11 protein-coding genes are annotated in these 20,905 nt (G+C 36.4%); 9 read left to right on the top strand and 2 right to left on the bottom strand.

What is annotated here, in order from left to right:
• Window positions 1-6: 6 nt before the first annotated feature.
• Entirely contained in the window at window positions 7-3,060 is a 3,054-nt protein-coding gene (locus RI845_RS08690) for a sigma 54-interacting transcriptional regulator (protein ID WP_348389344.1), read from the top strand.
• A gap of 23 nt (window positions 3,061-3,083) precedes the next feature.
• Here the strand turns inward: RI845_RS08690 and RI845_RS08695 are convergent, their stop codons facing one another.
• The gene (locus tag RI845_RS08695) at window positions 3,084-3,767 is read right to left on the bottom strand and encodes a DUF2982 domain-containing protein (RefSeq protein ID WP_348389345.1); all 684 of its coding nucleotides are present in this window, start codon (window positions 3,765-3,767) and stop codon (window positions 3,084-3,086) included.
• Window positions 3,768-3,865: 98 nt separating this feature from the next.
• Here RI845_RS08695 and RI845_RS08700 point away from each other — a divergent pair, with 98 nt between their 5' ends.
• From RI845_RS08700 to RI845_RS08725, 6 genes are all read left to right on the top strand, one after another.
• Window positions 3,866-4,198: a hypothetical protein gene (locus RI845_RS08700; RefSeq protein ID WP_348389346.1), complete on the top strand. Its 333-nt coding sequence runs from the start codon at window positions 3,866-3,868 to the stop codon at window positions 4,196-4,198.
• A 90-nt stretch (window positions 4,199-4,288) separates the two neighbouring features.
• On the top strand, window positions 4,289-7,762 hold the full coding sequence (recC, locus tag RI845_RS08705) for an exodeoxyribonuclease V subunit gamma (RefSeq protein WP_348389347.1): 3,474 nt from the start codon (window positions 4,289-4,291) through the stop codon (window positions 7,760-7,762).
• Window positions 7,755-11,402: an exodeoxyribonuclease V subunit beta gene (recB, locus tag RI845_RS08710; protein ID WP_348389348.1), complete on the top strand. Its 3,648-nt coding sequence runs from the start codon at window positions 7,755-7,757 to the stop codon at window positions 11,400-11,402. Before recC ends, recB begins: the two co-directional genes overlap by 8 nt.
• Window positions 11,395-13,290, top strand: a complete 1,896-nt coding sequence (recD, locus tag RI845_RS08715) for an exodeoxyribonuclease V subunit alpha (RefSeq protein WP_348389349.1) — start codon at window positions 11,395-11,397, stop codon at window positions 13,288-13,290. Before recB ends, recD begins: the two co-directional genes overlap by 8 nt.
• Window positions 13,291-13,295: 5 nt before the next feature.
• Window positions 13,296-13,811, top strand: a complete 516-nt coding sequence (locus RI845_RS08720) for a DUF3087 family protein (protein WP_348389350.1) — start codon at window positions 13,296-13,298, stop codon at window positions 13,809-13,811.
• 222 nt (window positions 13,812-14,033) lie between these two features.
• Window positions 14,034-15,443 carry a FlgO family outer membrane protein gene (locus RI845_RS08725; RefSeq protein WP_348389351.1) on the top strand — a complete coding sequence of 470 codons (1,410 nt, stop codon included), beginning with the start codon at window positions 14,034-14,036 and terminating at the stop codon, window positions 15,441-15,443.
• Between the two features lie 29 nt (window positions 15,444-15,472).
• On the opposite strand, the gene RI845_RS08730 is transcribed toward RI845_RS08725, so the two are convergent.
• Window positions 15,473-15,835, bottom strand: coding sequence for a DUF3718 domain-containing protein (locus tag RI845_RS08730; RefSeq protein ID WP_348389352.1), 363 nt, complete (start codon window positions 15,833-15,835; stop codon window positions 15,473-15,475).
• 591 nt (window positions 15,836-16,426) lie between these two features.
• Here RI845_RS08730 and RI845_RS08735 point away from each other — a divergent pair.
• Both RI845_RS08735 and hrpA read left to right on the top strand, forming a co-directional pair.
• Window positions 16,427-16,855: a CBS domain-containing protein gene (locus RI845_RS08735; protein ID WP_348389353.1), complete on the top strand. Its 429-nt coding sequence runs from the start codon at window positions 16,427-16,429 to the stop codon at window positions 16,853-16,855.
• A 130-nt stretch (window positions 16,856-16,985) separates the two neighbouring features.
• A complete protein-coding gene (gene hrpA / locus RI845_RS08740; RefSeq protein ID WP_348389354.1) occupies window positions 16,986-20,885 on the top strand; it encodes an ATP-dependent RNA helicase HrpA in 3,900 nt (1,299 codons plus the stop codon).
• The last annotated feature ends 20 nt before the right edge of the window (window positions 20,886-20,905 follow it).

The raw sequence follows: 20,905 nt of genomic DNA on the forward strand, positions 1-20,905 counted from the left end.
CTATTTATGATTAATACAAATAATAACAAAACAGTGTTGCTAATAAGCAATAGTGAAAGTTCGACTGAAATTTCTGCTTCATTAAAGCAACAAAATTTAATCGTTTCCTTAAGTTCTCAAAACATTAATCAGGTGGTTTCCACAAGAGAGTTTGTTGGTTTCGATTTTGTTATTATTGATACCAAAGACATTGAGTCTGCGATAGATAAAGAACGTTTATCTACTCAAATGAATTGCCCGGTTCTTTTTCTCAATGCAGAGCATGAACCTAGTGCTATGGACAACTATCAGCAAGCAAAATATACATTCAGTGAATTTTTCTGGCCGATAAATGAGATTGAACTTCAGCAAAAACTTCATCTATCTCTATATAAATTTAATATTCGCGAACAAGAACAAAAACAAAGCCATTTATTACAAAACACCATTTCCTGTATAGGCGATATTTTAGTTTACCTTGACCAGCAAGGTGAGGTAGTTGATATCAGTAATACTGCCGAACTATTATTTGGAAAAACTCTCGAAGATGTTAGAGGAAAGCCTTGGTATAACTTGATTCAAACGCGATTAGATTTAACCGCTAAACAATCCCAACAATTTATTTCTACGGCGATAAAAATTCAAACCGTAACCAAGCTTCAACCGTTGGCTATTCAAATTGCTCATGGATCAAGCCAACTGGTAGATGGCGTTGTAGGTCCTATATCATACGCCAATGGCACTAAAGGCGTAGTACTTATTCTTAGGCAGCTTACTAGTTTAAACAGCTTGCCGAAAGAATTTAATTTTGTCCCTAAAAATAAAGATAATGCTTCTGAAACAGCCTTAGTTTCAGGCATTTTATTGCTTAGCCCTGATAACTTTAATGAGCTAAATTTACAGCATGGGCGTAATTATGGTGACAAAGTACTTTACAGTATTGGTGATTTGTTAAGAGAGTTTGTTCGTCCTACAGATATGGCATCCCATTATGGCGGTACCATGTTTATGGTGATGTTTTCCCAAAGTAGTGCGGCACAAATTAAGAATATTGTTAATCAACTACAAAAAAGGTTAAAAGAGCATAAATTCCTTGAAGAGAAAACATCCCTAAACTTTAGCATTGGCGTAGCAATAAATTCAAAGCTGCTAAACTATTCTCCGGTAGAATTGTTTTATCAAGCAAATTATTCACTCTCTCAGGCGAGAGAATTAGGTGGGGCGCAAATTAGGGAATGGCAATCACAAAATGCCATGCTGCAAATTGGTAATTTAGATAGATTAAGTGGTAATGTTTCCCAATCGGCCAATAATGATTACCAAAAAATGCTGATGCAATGGAGTATTCTTAATTTTCTCAATGAAATCGAACAATTGCCAGTATTTATCAAAGAGTTACTTAGTCAGGTAATTAACGGATTTGGCTTGAAAGCTGCTGGCTTTTACACCTTGGAAAACAATTCACTTAACTTGCAACAAGCGTTAAATAGTTCTGGAAATGAATTAACCAATGCGGATGTTTGTTTATCTGAAAACCAAGTATCTCACATCAAATCAATTCAAAATGAACATGGTAAAGTTTTTACCTCTGTATTAGCTGATCACGGCATAGAAAAAATAATTCCAATTTATGTTCCAAACAAACCAGGCGCATTTCTTTGGCTTTCCAGCGATCAAGATCAGGATATAACGTCTAAAGATCATCACGTTTTGTATAATATAGCCGACTTTGCTGCGGTTAAGATAGAGCGCTTATGTGCTGGAGCAAATGATACTAAACAGGTTGAGTCTAGCAATTCATTGAACTTTTGGTATCAATCTAGTGCCATGGCTAATTTAATGAAAGAAGTTGAAATGGTCGCGCCTACCAACGCAACTGTATTAATTACCGGTGAATCGGGTACTGGTAAAGAAATGTTAGCGCAAAGTATACATCAACTTAGTGATCGTAAAGATAAACCTTTTATTATTTTTGATTGTGGCGCGGTTGTTGAGAGTTTGGTTGAAAGTGAATTGTTTGGCCATCAAAAAGGTGCATTTACTGGAGCTAACAGGGATGTAGCAGGGCGAATTCATGAAGCTAATGGCGGAACTTTGTTCTTAGACGAAATAGGTGAATTGCCGCTTGAGGTGCAAGTGAAATTATTGCGCTTCGTACAAGAAAAACAATATTCAAAAGTTGGTAGTGGCCAGGTTAAAAAAGTTGACGTGCGGCTCGTTGCAGCAACTAATGTAGATTTAAAGGAACAAATTACCAAAGGTAAATTTCGTCAAGATCTCTATTTTCGTTTAAATGTTTTCAAGATTGAAAATGTACCATTAAGACAGAGAACTGACGATATTCTACTTATCGCAAAATCATATTTAGATATTTTCTCAACAGAATATAATAAAGGTATTATTGACTTTAGTGAGCAGGCAAAACAAGCACTATTGGAATACCAGTGGCCAGGAAATATCAGAGAACTTAAAAATTTAGTACACCGCTCTGTTATCGTATGTAGTGATAATGTTGTATCTTGCAATAACTTAGGCTTATTTCCTGCAGAGCTAAGTATCAATAATGATACAGAAAAAATGGCAGGACAAAACAATAATCAAACCGAAACTGTTGTCGTAAATAATGATTTTGCTATAAACCAAACTAGTGTAAATGACGAGGTGCCTGAACAGTCAATCAGTATTGCAAAAAATGTAATAAATCACTGTTTAACATCTAATTCTAGTGAAGCCATAATTGCAATTGGACCTTGGGTAGAATACCAACTCTACCGACTTAGTCTTGAGCAGCATCAACACGTTGCTTTGCAAGCTGCTAATAGTTTGAATATAGCCGAAAGCACATTCCGTCGACGTTGGAAAAAATTACAAGCCGATGCCGAATTAATTAATGCCCCCGGTTTTTATGAACAATTTGCTTTAGTTGAGCATATTCAACAATTGAATATGGTTGAATCAAAAGTTGCTTATTCACAATCGTTGCTTGCACAAGCCTGCAAAGAATTGCGTCTAAGCCTAAAGTTAACCAGTAGTTTACTCGCCGTTTCAGCACCAACATTACGACGTTTAGTAGCACGCTAGAACTAGCCCCTATAATAATGTGATTACTCAATTGATTTAGTATATTGAGATGAATAAGCATGGCATTGCTTTAGTAAGCCTACAAACTGATCTGTATCTCGATCAAAGCTGCCTTCGGGCAAATATACATGGTATCCATAAGCAAGGTTCAAATTTTTACTCTGATGCAACCAAGCTCCTACAGGACCCTTTAATAACGATCCTTTTGTCTTGAATCCGTCGAAGTGAATAGCAGCTTGCGCTATTGTTAATTGTGAGTTTTGAACTGCTAATTTGCATAATTCTTGTTGTTCATGAAGGAGTTTATTTGCCAATCTTGGGGTAACTGTTGTTGCTAACGGCTCTAAAGAGGTAAGTTTTATACCTATGTAGGGTAAACGGACTCTCTCACCTTGTATTTCTGAGCTTATCACGCCAACTCGTATTATGTCTGACCAATTAATTTGCCATTTTCCCCTTCGATGATAATAAGTGATTGTTTGCGGCGTTATTTTGTAGCTGATACTTGGTTCACTATGTTTAAAATATCCAATTAAAACAACAATAAAACTCGCCAACATTAAGGCTGTTAATTGTAATTTAAACAAATGCCAATAAGCTAAATTTAACATAAAGCATATGAGCATAAGTATTAAACCTAATGTTAATAAAAACAAACCGTTACGTTTAGAATTGGGTTTAATTATCAGGGTGTTTTTATTATCCATAGTGTGTTTGCTGAGCATTGTTTAATTGTTAAAAAACTTGAAATTTTGATAATTTTTATCATAGTTATAGTAGTGTTAAGTAAAGCTTAAGGATAATAATGGCGCAATATCATCTTGATGATAAAACCTTTAAGGTTGAAGGCAAAACCATTGCGATTATCAGTTATCTAACGATTATTGGTTGGGTGGCTGCGTTATTATTGCATGGTAATAATCCTACGAGCTTTGCCGCCTTTCATTTAAGACAAACTCTTGGTCTATTACTTACCTGGGTTTTGTTAAGTTTTATTCCTATTGTCGGTTGGATCTTAGCGTTACCTGTTTTGGTGTTATGGGCATTTGGTCTATATTATGCCTTTGATCACCAGTGCAAACCGGTACCGGTAATAGGGGCGTTTTTTGAACAAAGTTTTAACTCTTTGATCGAATAATAACCATCAATAATTATTTACCAAAATTCATCTAGTTAAATCCCCATCTTTGTGCTTAAATCGTAATAAAATAACCATAATAGAATTGGTATGATCAACATATACCCAGCAAACCGCATGGAAGATTTGCTCACTTTATTTGATGAAGTGCAAAAAGTGTCTACCTTGCCTGTTTTGTCCAAAGAAGTCGTATTGGTACAAAATCCAGGTATGCAGCATTGGCTAAACATGCAACAAGCACAAATTTCCGGTATAAGTATGAACGCCAGTTTTGTTTTGCCTGCCCAGTTTCTTTGGCAACAACTGCGAATTTTATCTGGTGATGACATTCCAGACCAAACACCCTATTCAAGAGAAGTACTTGCCTGGCGGATAGATGCACTTTTACAAAGTACTGAAGTTTTAAATAACAAAGATTGTCTACAAGCTAACCAATATTGGCATAAAAACAATAGCCCTGATTCATTGAAACGTTTTCAATTAGCGGTGCAAACAGCAGATTTATTTGAACAGTACTTAATTTATCGACCTGATTGGCTTGATAGCTGGGCAAAAGGTGAGACTGTAACGAGCTTTGACAGCAGTGCTCAACAACAAGAAAAATGGCAGAGTTTTTTGTGGTACTTATTGCATAAACAAAGCCCATATAACCCTAATACACTTATAGCTACCGCTAAAAACAATTTATTAACTTATAAACATTTACTGCCAAAACGGGTGTCAATTTTTGGTATTAACGCCTTAGCACCAATGTGGATAGACTTTCTTAATGCGCTATCTACTCATATTGAAGTGCATTTTTATCACTTAAATCCCTGTTATGAATATTGGGGCGATATAAAAACTGATAAAGCGAACGCTAAACAAGCTTACTTAGCACAAGTCGCAAAATGGCCAGAAGATGCATTACATAACGACAGTGCCAACCCATTACTTGCAAACTTAGGCCAACAAGGCCGTGAGTTTCTATCACTACTGCATAGCGGTGATACCATAGAAATTCCGTTGTTTGATGAGCTGTTTGATCATTCCAACTTAAGTGATGAAACTGACCCTATAAATAAACCGTCGGTTTTACTGCAATTACAAAAAGACATATTAACGTTAACCGATAAACGTGACGAGCCTGTTGTCTCAATTGATAACAGTATCACAATAACATCAGCACACAGCGCCTTGCGCGAAGTACAAGGCTTGCACGATTATTTATTGCATTTATTTAATGAGGATAGTTCTTTAACGCCAAAAGATATTTTGGTTATGTGTCCACAAATAGAACAGTATGCACCTTATATCGATTCTGTCTTCGTGCGGGGGTGGGATGAAATTGGCGAAGCTGTGCCACCGTTGCCATGTTCAATCGCAGATAGGGTTTCAAAGGACTCTGAGCCATTAGTTGCGGCATTTTCGGAATTACTTTGTATGCCTGACAGTCGTTTTGGTGTTAATCAAATATTATCATATTTACGCTTACTGCCATTGCAAATGCGTTTTGGCTTAAGTGAACATGATATTGAATTGATCACCGACTGGTTAGACAAAGCAAATGTGCACTGGGGCTTAGATGCCGAACATAAAAACCGTTTACTTGCCACACAGCAATCAACAGCACAATTCACTTGGCAGCAAGGTTTAGAACGATTATTAAAGGGCTTCGCATTTGGTGATAGCACCAGTTTATATGCAGATGATATGGTTTTACCTTGGGTTGAAGGTAATAACGCTCTGATATTAGGCAAACTCTTGTTGTTATGCGAACAGCTTAAACAAATGAGCGTAAGTCTAACTAAGCCTAAAACGGCAGAGCAGTGGCAACAATCGTTGCAAAATTTTATTGAGCGCTTATTTTTAGGAGAAGAGACTGACAATGGTTTAGTTATCATTAATCAGGCAATTTCTTCGTTAGCTTTGTATTGTAAAGAAGCTGGTTATACCGGGAACATTGAATTAGCTGTAGTGCGTGAATATTTAAACCAACACTTTAGCCAGCCTGATCCTGGTCGACAATTTATGATCGGCCAAATAACCTTTTGCTCTATGCTACCTATGCGTTCAATTCCGTTTAAAGTACTTGCTGTACTTGGTTTGAATGATGGTGAATTTCCTCGTCAACGACAACCATTAGGTTTTGACTTAATGTCGATGACGAAGGTTTTGCCAGGTGATCGTTCTCGCCGTGGCGACGATCGTTATTTGTTTCTTGAAGCGCTTATTTCTGCCAGAGACAATCTGTATTTAAGTTATCAAGGATTTGATATTAAAAACAACAATGAACGACAGCCATCAATTGTTTTGCGTGAGTTAATGGATTACTTGAGTTGTGGGTATGGTTGGGACTTCAAACAAGCAGAACAACCAACGCAAAGCCAACTAAGGCAGCTCCCTCTGCAGGTATTCAGTTTAGATAATTTTAGTGAAGTTAACCCCTATAAAAGCTTTGATGATAAATGGTTGAAGCTGGCTAAAGTCAGTGGAGAATGTATTCAAAACGACTACGCAGAGCAATTACTGCCTCTACCTGAAGAACAAGTGCTCGAATTAAGTTTAGTGCAAATAAACCGATTTTTAACGAATCCTGCGCAGGTATTTGCAGAGCAACGGCTTAAACTATTTTTCAATAAAAACGAACAAAACATTGATGATGCTGAACCATTTACCTTCAGCCATTTAGATAAATACTTATTCCAGCAAAATGTGTTGGTTGAAGATATTGCCCAACGTCGCGATATTCAATCATGTGACCTGTATCAACAAGCGCTATTATCAGGAGACTTTCCTGATAACCCATTATTTGCACAAGAATTATCAGATTGGCAAGTAACAATGCATAATTTCTCAAAGGCCGTTTATGGAAACATGCAAACTACGTTAGATTCCCAGGGCTCAATTGAACCGTTACTATCAAATTTAGAACAGAGCATTCAACTCAATCCATGTGATGAAGTGCTTGGTGAAATCGTCGTTATGGATCCTGCTTTGACATGGCAAATTAGCGCTGAAATAACTCTTTATCAAACCGCAAACAATCTGGTGCATTTCAGTTATCGTCCAGCGAAAGTAAAAGCAAAGGATCTAAGCCAATTATACCTTAATCATTTATTGTTATGTGCGTTATGTCCAAGTGATAAAGAAGTCTCTAGCTTAGGCTATTACCTAAATGAAAAAGATAATAAATTACAAATGGTTAGTTTTAACTATATTGATGGTGCCAAAGCGCAACTTTCTAAAATACTCGCTTACTATCAACTCTCGTTAACTAAGCCGCTTTTGTTAAACAGCATTATTGCCGATAAACTGTTTTGGAAGTCGGGTAAGGGCGGTGGAAAATTTATCGAGCCAGAGTTTAACCAAGCCCAGTTAACAAAGCTTTGGCAAGATGGTTATAACATTGACGGGTTAGAAAGTGATCCTTACCTGCATTATATTTGGAAAGAATGTCCTAATTTACAAGAGTTCAGCCAAGGATTTACTGACATCTACCAGACTCTTTACCTCAATCTAAGCATCACAGAACAAGAATTGAACGCATCAGAAACCTCAACAACAGAGGTTAGCTATGAATAACGTAAATTCTATTAGCAAACAGACGTCACAGGCTCTACACGCAGAAACGCTACCATTAAATGGTTGTCATCTTATAGAGGCAAGTGCAGGTACTGGTAAAACCTTTAACATTACTCGTATATACCTGCGAATGTTGTTAGAGCGAAGACTTAGTGTTGAAAACATTTTAGTAATGACGTTTACCAAGGCCGCAACAGAAGAAATACGTGGTCGAATTGACGAGTTTTTGCGGGACGTATTAACCCATTGGCAAACGTATACCAATGATGAAAATAATCATTACTTTTATACGCTAAAGCAAAATTTAATGGTTGATGGCATTAGCGATGATGCCGTTAAAGTTATCATTAAAAATGCATTAATTAATCTTGATGAAGCGTCTATATTCACCATACATGGCTTTTGTAAGCGTGTTTTATCAGAGCAGGCGTTTGCTTCTGGAATGAATTTTAACGCTCAAATGGAAGCTGATGACAGTGAAGTCGTACTGCAAGCTTGTCAAGATCACTATCGGATACTAGCCCATGCTGATTCATTGGATGATTACCAACTATTTGTTCAACACTGGGCAACCCCAGAAGCGTTTTTAGCGAGTTTTAAAGGATTACTTTATGATGACAACTTACCCACTATTAGTGATAAGCAAAGTTTAGTTAGCTCATTACAAGTTCTTGCAACTGTTGCTGAACAAGAATTACTTGAGTTTGAACAATGTATTTTTCAAGCATTAATTGATAGTAAAAAAGGCAAGGCTCGTGACACTAGAGTTGCCGAGTTCGAGCAACTTTTACAATTTTTAAAGCAGTTACAATCGACAAACTCAGATATTGAAAATCAACTTTCAAATGCACCTGACTTTAAATTTATTGCTGCAAATCGTTTCTCCAAATCGCCTGTTAAAGCAGAGTTAAAACAAGCATTTAAAACCACCGGTGAACTGAGCAAACTTATCAAGGGTTTTGGTGCCGCGTTACTAAAGTCTGAAGCGTATTCTTTAGCTGTTGTTGCTGTTAAGGCTATTAAATTCAAAGTGTTAGAAGCAAAGCGTCTGAAAAACATGTTGAACTTTGATGATTTGATATCTGAGCTTGCACGGGCCTTAAAAAATGAACAAAACTCTAATGAACAACCTTTAACTAATGCATTAATAGAACAATATCCTGTAGCACTTATCGATGAATTTCAAGATACAGACCCAAAACAGTTCTCCATATTAACGCAACTGTATTTTGATCATTCTAAAGATGATTCAGGAGCAATTAAGCAAACAGCTTTGTATCTAATTGGCGATCCTAAACAGGCCATTTACGGTTTTAGAGGTGGTGATATTTTTACCTATTTGAGCGCCGGTGAGTTGGTTGATCAACAATGGGTTATGGATACTAACTGGCGTTCATCAGCAATGATGATTGAAGGTTATAACCACTTATTTTATGGAAATGAACTTACCAGTAGTGCAAAAGATGTATTTGGCTTTGGCATACAATATCAGCCCGTACAGGCTTCTATTAATGCTGATAAAGAACGGTTGATTGATAATAAAGATCATAAAGCCCTGCAGTTCGTTGATTTTAAAGCAAGTGAAGAGTTTGAATACAGAGGTTATATTAAAACCGACTTTCGTAAATCGATGGCACATTGGGTTGCTGCAGAGGTTGGTCGGTTATTAAGTGAAGCGTTATTAGCCACAACCGTTGGCTCAGAGCCAGTAAAAGCTGCAGATATTGCCATTTTAGTTAGAGATGGTGGTGAAGCCGAAGATATAAAACAAGCGCTAAACACATTAAATATTGCCAGTGTTTATAAGTCACAGCGAGCTAATTTATTTTTAAGTGACATTGCCCAGCAATTTGTTGCGGTGTTGAATGCCATTATCAATCACGAAGATGACAGAGCATTTATCCAAGCGTTGTCAGGTCCATATTTTTCTTATTCTCCGAGTAAACTCTATGAAGTTCAAAATGATGAAATAGTATGGGAAAGAGTACGCAGTGAATTTAATCGATTAAAAGCAATTTGGTTTAAACGTGGTTTTATGGCCATGGCGCTGAAAATATTGCATGATTATTACCCTGGCAGCCAGCAAGATAACGAACGCCAACTCACTAATATCATACACTTATTTGAGTTATTACAAACGGAAAGCCAACGGTTAAAGCAACCGCAGGAGCTAATGGCTTATTTGACCGAACAATGTCAAAACCCTAATCAAAATGAAGCCGAACTTCGTTTGGAAAGTGATGCGGACCTTATTCAAATTGTTACCCAACATGGCTCTAAAGGGCTTGAATATCCTGTCGTGTTTGTGCCATTTGCAAGTCGTCATAAAAACCCGGTTAAATTTGGGGCATCATTTAAAGAAGTTTTAAGGTTTCATCAACAAGAAGGGGACTTCACAGTCCATTTAGGCGATGATGCACTTGCTCGGCAACGTATGGCTGATGAAGGCTATGCAGAAGACGTACGTTTGCTGTATGTTGCTGTGACCCGAGCTAAACATCGTTGTTACTTAGCTTGCACTACATTTCAAGAACATGACAAGTCGCCACTTGGTAAAGCATTACAATTATCGAATGGCCAATCGTTTTCAGAGGGCATACAGCCTCTTATAGCATATGCACCGCAAGCCATCGGTTTGACAATTGCCGAAGGTGCCGACTTTAAAGGCAGCCTTGTTGAAACGGTAACCCAACTTGAACAATTTACTGAACAAGAATTTACTGGTCGAATAGAGCGCGATTGGTGGTTAAGCTCATTTTCAGCCCTAACTCGAAATGTACGTCATGGTGGTAGAAATGAGCCAGACAGGGATCCCGATGAAGTCAGTTTAAATCAGTTAGTATCGAAGAAAGATGTCATTCGCTTTGCCTTTCAAAAAGGAGCTAAGACCGGTAATTTATTGCATGATGTCTTTGAGCGTATCGATTTCGAACAACCAAACTGGCAAAAAGATGCCAGTTACAATCTAACTAAGTTTGGGGAATTACCGAGCGGCTTTGAGCAAAGTGATGTGTATGACTGGTTAGAAGATTGTTTAAATACACCATATAACGAGCACAATCACACTCTAGCGCAGTTATCGGTTGAAGAAACACTCAGAGAGGCTGAATTTTACTTTCCTATGGAAAACGTTGATTTAGGCGGTTTAAAGCGTTTGTTAACCCAGTTTAGAAAATCCTTAGGGTTACCAGAGGAGGAGCTAGCGCAAATCAATTCAGAATTACCTGCATTTGGCCAATTAAAAGGTATGATGCATGGCTTTATTGATTTAATTTTTTGCAAGGATAATAAATATTTCGTTTGTGATTATAAATCTAGCCATCTCGGTGATAAATTCAGTGATTACCTACCTGAACGACTTAGCATTAATGTCATTAAGAACTTTTATGACTTACAGTTTTTAATTTATTCTCTGGCGTTGCATCGATATTTAAAGCGTAGAGTACCTAATTACTCGATAGAAACTCATTTTGGTGGCGTTTATTATTTATATCTTCGTGGCATGAGTGCTGATAATAACGATTTTTGCGGTGTTTTCTTTAATAGCTTAACAGCAGAGTTGTTGCAAAAACTCGATCATTTATTTTCTGGAACCAAGATATCCCTAGAGGTTGATACCAAGGAATTTAGCAATGAATAGTTCTATGTCATGTTTGCCTTATCAAACCTTTTATCAAGCTGAGCAAGTACTTGAGGGCATTCAAGCGATTGACTATTACTTAGCATGCAACTTGTATGAGAACAGTCAGAACAAATCATCTCTGCTATTTCATTTGTATTTGGCTCTGAGTGCTAGCCAACGGGATGGACACAGTTGTTTGGATGTTAGCGCATTAAACGAGCAGACTCTATGGCAGACTAAAACAGAAGGTACTGAAAACAATAGATATTACCAAGAACCAGTTGAAGAAAAACCAGGCTACTCGTTTCCTGTTTTTGATACTTTGTTATCTAGCTTGAGTGAATTTGAAGTAGCGAGTAAAGATTGCAAAGAACAACTGATTGTTTTAGAACATCAAAATTTATATTTGCGCCGTTATTGGCAGTTTGAAGTAGAGCTCGCAAACTATATTGAGCAAAGGTTATTACAAACTGAAGCTGTTGATGTAAGCCAAACAGCAAGTATAATTCAATCGTTATTCTCAGAAGCTAACGAGGATGTCGATTGGCAACTTACCGGAGTTGCCAATGCGTTAAATAAAACATTTTCAATTATTGCCGGAGGACCTGGTACTGGTAAAACTTATACGGTAACTAAATTATTAGCAGGGTTATTAATGCAAAATGCTAATATTCGTATCGATATGGTTGCGCCAACCGGGAAAGCTGCTCAGCGTTTATCTGAATCAATTGTAAGTGCTGTTAATTCGTTTAAACAGCAACAAGTAATTGATGACTCTATATTAGAAAAAATACCAACGACAGCGTCTACTATACATCGTTTATTGGGGGTCATTAAAAATAGCCCTAATTTCCGTCATCATCAACAAAATAAGTTAAACACTGATGTTGTTTTAATTGATGAAGTTTCGATGGTCGATTTACCTATGATGACTCGTATATTTAGAGCCTTACCGAAAGATTGTAAAATTATTTTACTTGGTGATGGTGATCAACTTCCTTCTGTTGCAACAGGAAGCGTACTCGCTGACTTGACGCCTTGGCCTGACACCCAATACAGTGCTACCAACAAAGATTTTGTCGAGAAAACAACGAACCAAACGTTGCCTGACTTTGATAGTTCACCAAGCGTAGATTATTTAACCTATTTAACCTTAAGTCGTCGCTTCAGTGGTGATGGTGGTATCGGTAGAATTGCTAAGTTGGTCATTGCGTCTGAAACGGAGCCGTCGTGGTCTTTGTTAACTGAAAAATCAAACCAAGAACTCGATTTTATTGGTGATAAACCATTAACAGAAACAATTAAACGCTTGACCGAACAATTTTATGCGCCAATCTTTTCAGCTAGCACTATAGAGCAAGCTTTTTCACTTTTAGTTAAGTTTAGAATACTTGTTCCGACACGTATAGGTGAGTCGGGCTTAGAGAATATCAATGAGTTGGTAGAGAACTATTTAACAAAACAGCATTGCATTACAAACAAACAAGAAAATTATCACGGCAGACCCATTATGATCAGCCAAAATCATTATGGTGTAAATCTATTTAATGGGGATATTGGTCTGTTGTTTAAGGATAATTCTGGCCGATTAATGGCGTACTTTCCTGAAGGAGATGGTTATCGGGCTATATCCATTGCCCGCTTGCCTAGTTTTGAAACGGTATATGCAATGACAATACATAAAACTCAGGGGTCTGAATTTGAAAATGTTGCATTAATTCTTCCAGAGTCAGGGGCAAATCGTTTATTATCCCGGGAACTAATATATACCGGAATAACTCGAGCTAAAAAACACTTGCAAATATTTTGCAGTAAATCAGTTTGGCAGACAGCTGTTAGCCAAAAAGTAAGCCGAGCGTCAGGATTAACTACACGACTCATGTCGTTTCTCACGAGCAGTCATTAAATACCATGAAATTATTAGATATTGATAAAAAACGTTATCGTCAACACCTTAATAAAGTTATTGCCGGCTTTATTTTTACTTTTATGATTTTAGCCTTGGCTTTAGGGCAGTTGTTTATTTTTCTGTGGGCAGAGCCTGGAGGAACGGGGGATAATTTTTGGTTCAACTTTTCTGGCGTTGCTTTGGCCTTAATATTGTCATTAAGTATTATCAATAGATTTAAAACCCACGAGTTCATGAAAGAAGTACTTTACGTGTGGCAGTTGAAACAACAAATTAATTTGGTTTACCGAAAATTGAAAGTTGTAAAGAATAAAGCTTTTACAGATAAAAACATTGATGCCTTAATTATCCTCAGCTTTTATTATAAAGCTTGTCGTCAACTATATAATCTAGACGATAATACCATCACGATCTTCTCTTTAACGAGAGAGGAAAATACTTTGTTACAGTTTATTCAATCCCATAATTTATCGATAAACAGTGAAGATTATCAGCAAAAACTTATAAAAGATGTTTAATAACAGTAGTTTGAAATAATCCACTAGATTAGACATCACAATTTTCATGTTTTTATGTGGTTTTTTTCAGAAATAAATTGGTAAATATCAGTACAAACACTAAAATTATTCTAGGGATTTTTATTTTCCCGTATTTAGTCGTAACCTATTCGTAGCAAGGCAATTAGCTTATTTCAGAGTGATTCTGGCGATGTAGGTTACTTAAAATACTAAGGATAGTATGTGAAGGAGTCCGACAAAGAGTTTGTTTTGGATGAATGGTTTATTTATCCTGAAAAATCGACGATAAAACGTAATGATGAACTGATCCATTTAGAGCCTAAAATAATGGAGGTGTTAGTTTATCTTATTCAAAATGCCAACCGTGTTGTTTCCAGGGAAGAGCTTACTGAAAAAGTATGGCAATCAAAATTTGCTTCCGATGAAGTGATCACTCGAGCAATATCAGTTCTGCGTAAGAAGCTAGATGATACAGGCAAAGTACACCGCTTTATTAAAACTATCCCCAAACATGGCTACGTTCTTGAATATTCAAATCACATTGAGGCGCATGTATTGCCTCCATTTGAAATTGAAAGTGAGCCTAATGGTATAGCACCAACGATAAATAAACTTATTAACCCCATGTGGGCATTGATTATAGCCGTAGCGGCAATAGTAATGTTAGTTACGGTTTTAGCTGTAAATTTATTTGATAACCGAGCGCATCAAGAAAGTGACAAAATTTATATTAAAGTAGATGACTTTGAGGCATTAGATAACCTATCTTCAAGCGAAATGGTTGCTAGAGTTTTATCTGAGCAGTTAATCACTACGTTAAGCAATTCCGAGTTTGCTAAAATCAGTATGCAGACAGAGTCCATTGTAGAAATAGTTAACGAAGTCGATTTTATCATTAATGGCGGAGTTAAAGAGCTTGAACATGAATACCACGTGAACTTACATTTTGTTGACGGCAATTCTGGTGATGTGTTGTGGAGTCAATCGTTTGCCGGTGATAAAAAAATGTGGCATCAATTGGTCAACAACATCAGTAAAACGATTGATTACTTTATAAGTGTTGCTTATAAGGATAATTTAAATTTGAAAAAATTATCTTTAAGGAATTTACAGGCGGCTATTCTTATTCATCAGGCGAGGGAGTTGAGATTTACCGAAGAGAAAGATAGTTTAGATTTATCGATAAATATTTTACAAAACGCCCATGTTTCTTACCCAAATGAAAAACAAATTATGATGGAGCTTGCTTTAGCCTATTTTAAAAATAAAGATGGTTACTCTTCTGTTGAACATCTTCAGCTAGTAAAGCAGCTTCTAGAGCGAGCTGAACAGGCTAAATATAAAAAAGGCATTTATTGGCTGGTCAAAGCGTTATATCAAAAAATAAATAAAGAAATAAATATTAAGCAAGCTATTGTGTTAATAGAAAAAAATAGGTTGTCAGAGCCTAAAAACATAGAACTGTTAGCTATTTTAGCTTCATTTTATCAAGCTAACGGCCAATATGCTGAAGCGATGACCTTATTTTCAAATGTATTAGCACAAGAGCCAAACTTTTCATTTGCTCTTTCACATAGAGCCAAAATAGTGAGTGCCAAAAATAAACAAACTCCCAAACTAATGACTAATTAGAATGGGAGTTTAATTGTGGCTTTTATTGATTAAAAGTTTACATATAGTTTATCTGATTCATTTAATGCAACATCCTCAATACTTACATCACCTAGAGCGTTATTTAAACGGTCTGCTGTTTTATTTGCTCCATGGTTAGCTGCAAACTCAGAAATGTTTTCTCCATTACATACAACTTTAAGAGCGACTGTTTTTGTTTTTAAACGGTAGCCATCAACAGTATTGTCAAAACGGATAGTATTATTAGATTTTGCCGCCTTACATACATCAATTAATGCATTTTCCATGTAGTTTGACATGCTGTCTGCTTGAGCTCCATTTGACAGTAATAGTGATGAAGCAATAATTAATGCGCTAGTGGTAGTAGTTAATGTTAGTTTAGTAGTGTTCATGATGTGTTTTCCTTTTCTCAATGTTTTAATTTGGTTCTGTTAATCGTTTTCTTTAAATTAATTTACAGTTTTGTATTTATATTTAAATTATTCACTTTTTGTTGAATCGTTTATAAAACTGCTTTAATTCGTACTTGTCTGCGTTGACCTATTAATTAAAGGATTATTTAACATTAAAAACCTGATGAAAACATGATGAATATCTATTTTATATCTATAAGAAACATTATCAATCAAGAGGTTATGGTGTTAGTTGTGTGGGGTGTGTGTAAAAAGCTTAAGAAACCTTACATTTTTATATAAAAGAGTATTATTTGCTTAAATGTTACAAAATATGTAAATCGATTTTGGGTAATTATTCTCTTTTTGTGAAATAGTATTGCAATCTGTTGTGGGAAGAATTTCTAAAATTTGCTTGGTATTTACAAATTGATGTGTAAAAGTAAAAAAAGTGAAGGTTTTATCTTATAAAATTAGGTATTTATAAAATATAAGCTAATCTAAAGGTAAGCATTACATGATCTAAATGCTTAACAAAAAGTATTGTCGGATTAAATGCGAATTCTAAAATAAAGAGAATGGGGAACGCGAATGCAATCATTACAAGTAAGAGATTATTTAAATACTCATCCTGTTACTTTTACACCTGATATGGCGATAGAAGAAGCCAGTGAGATGATCACTAAAACTCATGAGTTAGGGGGACCTGTTTTAGATACAAACGGAAATTTAGTAGGTTTTTTATCAGAGTCAGATATTTTAGGAAAAATGCTTGAAACTGGGTACTACAGTGAGCATGTTAGTTCCGTAGATCAGTTAATGAGAAAAGATGTGCTGGTAATGAAACCTTACGACAGTATTGTTGAACTGGCCCAAACAATGATGCAAGCAAAACCTAAGGTCTACCCTGTAACTGATGATGATGGAAATTTATTGGGTACCATATGTCGTAATGATGTATTAGCTGCTTTGGATTCACATATTAGGGCTTCATTTCATGTAACCACTAAAACTGGTTAGAAAGTAAATTACTTAACTATTATCGTTAAATTATTTTAATTGCTAAAAAGCAGCGTTTACGCTGCTTTTTTCATTTTAAATTTCTGTTAATATTGGCGCAGTTTTTTAAGTTACACGTTATGAGAAAATTTTGTCCGAACAGCCATCAGATTTTAAACCTTTAGTAGACTCTTTATTTCAACAATTACGTAATACGCGTAATTGTGATCGAGGTATTCTAAAAAAACGCCTGCATGGCCTGAAGCATATTAAAAATGAGCAAAAGAAGTTAAACGCTTTATCCAATATTGAGCAAGCCATAAATCAATCAATTACTAATAAAGTTCATTTATTAAAAGCTATCCCCAAAATAACATACCCAGAGCAACTGCCTGTTTCGCAGAGTGTAGATAAAATAACCAAAGCGATTAAAGACAATCAAGTTGTGATCATTGCTGGTGAAACTGGCTCAGGTAAAACCACACAAATACCAAAGATATGTTTGGAACTAGGGCGTGGTATTGAAGGTTTTATTGGTCATACACAACCAAGACGAATTGCTGCAAGAACTGTGGCAAACCGCATCGCTGAAGAAATGCATGGCAAATTAGGTGAACAGGTTGGTTATAAAGTTAGATTTACCGATCAAGTATCATCAAACACTTATATAAAATTAATGACCGATGGCATTTTGTTGGCTGAGATGCAGCGCGATAGGTTACTAAGACAGTATGACACGATTATTATCGATGAAGCGCATGAACGCAGCTTAAATATTGATTTTATATTAGGGTATTTAAAACAAATCCTTCCTAAGCGTCCTGACTTAAAGATTATTATCACCTCAGCTACGATTGACCCGATGAAATTTTCTAAGCATTTCAATAATGCGCCTATTATTGAAGTGTCAGGTAGAACATACCCGGTAGATATTCACTACAGCCCTTTAGATGAACAAGATGGCGATTACATCAGTGGTATTATTGATGCGGTAGGGCAATTAGATAATTTACCTATGGGCGATATTTTAGTGTTTTTAAACGGTGAGCGTGAAATTAGAGACGTTGCCAGCGCATTAGAAAAAGAAAATTTAAGAGATACACAAATACTGCCGTTATTTTCAAGATTAACAGTTGCTGAACAAAACAAAATATTTGCTCCCCATCGAGGACGTAATATTGTTTTGGCGACTAACGTTGCCGAAACGTCATTAACTGTCCCAGGTATTCGTTATGTTATCGACCCTGGAACTGCAAGAATATCTAGATACAGCTACCGTACAAAGGTCCAACGTTTACCAATTGAGCCTATATCACAAGCAAGTGCCAATCAACGCTCTGGGCGTTGTGGTCGTGTTGCTGCCGGTGTTTGTATCCGTTTATATTCTGAAGAGGACTTTTTATCTAGAGCAGAATTTACAGATCCTGAGATTTTACGAACAAATTTAGCGACGGTAATACTGCAAATGCTAGCGCTAGGTCTTGGCGATATTGGCATGTTTCCATTTCTGCAAGCGCCTGATAGTCGAAATATAAATGACGGTATGCGTTTGTTGGAAGAATTAGCCGCCATTAAGTCAGCTAAATCAGTCAAACCGTTATTAACCGATACCGGTCGAAGTTTATCTAAATTTCCGATAGATCCACGTTTGGCTAAAATGTTACTCAGTGCTAAAGAACTGGGCTGTTCGCAACAAGTTGCAATTATTGTTGCCGCTTTGAGTATTCAAGACCCTCGAGAACGACCGATGGAAAAACAGCAGGCTGCGGATCAAGCACATAGCCGTTTTAAAGATAAAGAGTCTGATTATATTAGCTTACTCAATTTATTTAATTACATCAGGCAGAAACAACAAGAGCTTTCTAATAACCAGTTTAGACAATTATGTAAAAAAGAATATCTGTCGTATTTACGTATTAGAGAGTGGCAGGATATTATTTCGCAGTTAAAGCAAACCTTTAATGAAAACAAATGGTCATGGCCAAAATTTGACCCTGAAGATGAATCTAAGCATGATATTTTGCACCAAGCGATTCTTTCGGGGCTATTGAGCCATATTGGCAATTTAGATGAAAACCGAGAATATAAAGGCGCCCGTAATAGTAAGTTTTATATTTTTCCAGGATCTGGTTTAGCTAAGAAAACACCAAAATGGATAATGGCAACAGAGCTTGTTGAAACAAGTCGTTTATTTGCCCGTATGTGCGCAAAAATTGATCCTGCTTGGCTAGAGTCATTAGGGGCACATCTACTTAAACGCAGTCACTCTGAACCTCACTGGGAGAAAAAGCGTGGTGAAGTTCAAGCGTTTGAACAGGTGAGCCTATATGGATTAGTCATAGTACCTAAACGTAAAATAGCGTTTAGCCCTATAGAACCTGATACCTGTCGTAAAATCTTTATTCGTGAAGCTTTAGTTAATGGTGATTGCAGTATTAATGAAAAGTTTCTTCAACAAAATAATAAACTTGTTGCTTCAATAGAAGATCTGGAAGATAAAGCGCGTCGTAAAGACTTTTTAGTGGAAGAAGAGGAGTTGGTCGATTTTTATTTACAACGTATACCTGAAGATGTTGTAGGGCAAATAAGTTTCCTCAGCTGGTGGAAGAAAACTAAAGCTAAACAACCGGAATTATTAAACTTTTCTAAACAACAGTTACTAAAACAGCAAAGCCAAACAATTAGCGCAAAAGATTATCCAGTTGTCTGGCAACAGGGCAATATTAGTTTAGCATTAACATATAATTTTGAACCAGGCGCGGATGATGACGGGATCAGTATAAATATTCCTGTAGGGGTATTAAATCAAATTGAAGATGTTGGGTTTGAATGGTTGATACCTGCGCTAAGACTTGAACTCATTACCGCATTAATCCGCTCACTGCCTAAACAGCAACGTAAAAACTTTGTACCTGCACCAAATTATGCCAATGCATGTTTTGAAACGATAGCACCTAGTATGGGGAGCCTAGTTGATGCTATTGAAAAGCAACTATTAAGAATGACGGGTGTGCGTATACCTGAAAATAGTTGGGACTTCTCCAGCCTTACTGAACACCTTAAAATGAATTTTAAGGTGCTAACTAATAAAGGCAAGCTATTAAAACAGGGGCGCGATTTAACTGCACTGAAAGAGCAGTTACAAGGTAAGGTAAAAGAGTCGATTAAATCAGTTGCCGAAAAGGGCATTGAGAGAGAAAATATTAAGCAATGGGATTTTAATGATATTCCCAAAGCCTATGAGAAAAAAGTTGCTAATTTAGTGATCCAAGCGTTTCCTGCATTGGTAGATAAAAACAAAGATGTTGCAATAGAGTTATTTGAACATAAAAGTTTAGCCGAACAAGCAATGCTTAAAGGGTTAACGCGTTTAGTGCTGCTTAATATCCCATCGCCAATAAAATACCTGGAAGCTAAATTACCTAATAAGGCTAAGTTGGGTCTGTATTTTAATCCTTTTGGTAAAATTTCAGACCTATTGAACGACTGTATTGAGGCCTGTGCACAGCAATTAATTAAAGACAGTGGCGATTTACCGTACGAGCAAGCTGGATTTGATCAAGCCCGAGATTTAGTGAGAGCCGAAATTGCTGATAAAGTACTTGCCAGCGCGATTAAACTCGAACAAATACTATCATTAAGACATGACATCGCTAAAAAAATGAAAGGTAATATTGGATTAAATATTATTCAAGCGCATGGTGATATTAAGCAGCAACTTGAAACGCTTGTTTTTAAAGGCTTTGTCAGCAAAAGCGGTGTAGATAAGTTGGACAATATTGTTCGCTATTTAAAAGGTATTCTTCGCAGAATGGAGAAACTTCCAATCGACCCAAATCAAGATCGTTTGAAAATGATTGAAGTTCAAAAAGCAGAAGAGCTTTATACCGCTTTGTTATTGCAACAACCAAAAAACAAACCGACAAACAGCGATATAGTTGAAATTAAGTGGATGATAGAAGAATTCAGAGTCTCTGTATTTGCCCAAAATCTGGGGACATCATTACCTATTTCGTTAAAACGGATAAAGAACAAAATTGCTGAATTTTAAATTATATTGATTAGTACTTT

The organism is Thalassotalea nanhaiensis (assembly GCF_031583575.1).
Classification (GTDB): domain Bacteria; phylum Pseudomonadota; class Gammaproteobacteria; order Enterobacterales; family Alteromonadaceae; genus Thalassotalea_A; species Thalassotalea_A nanhaiensis.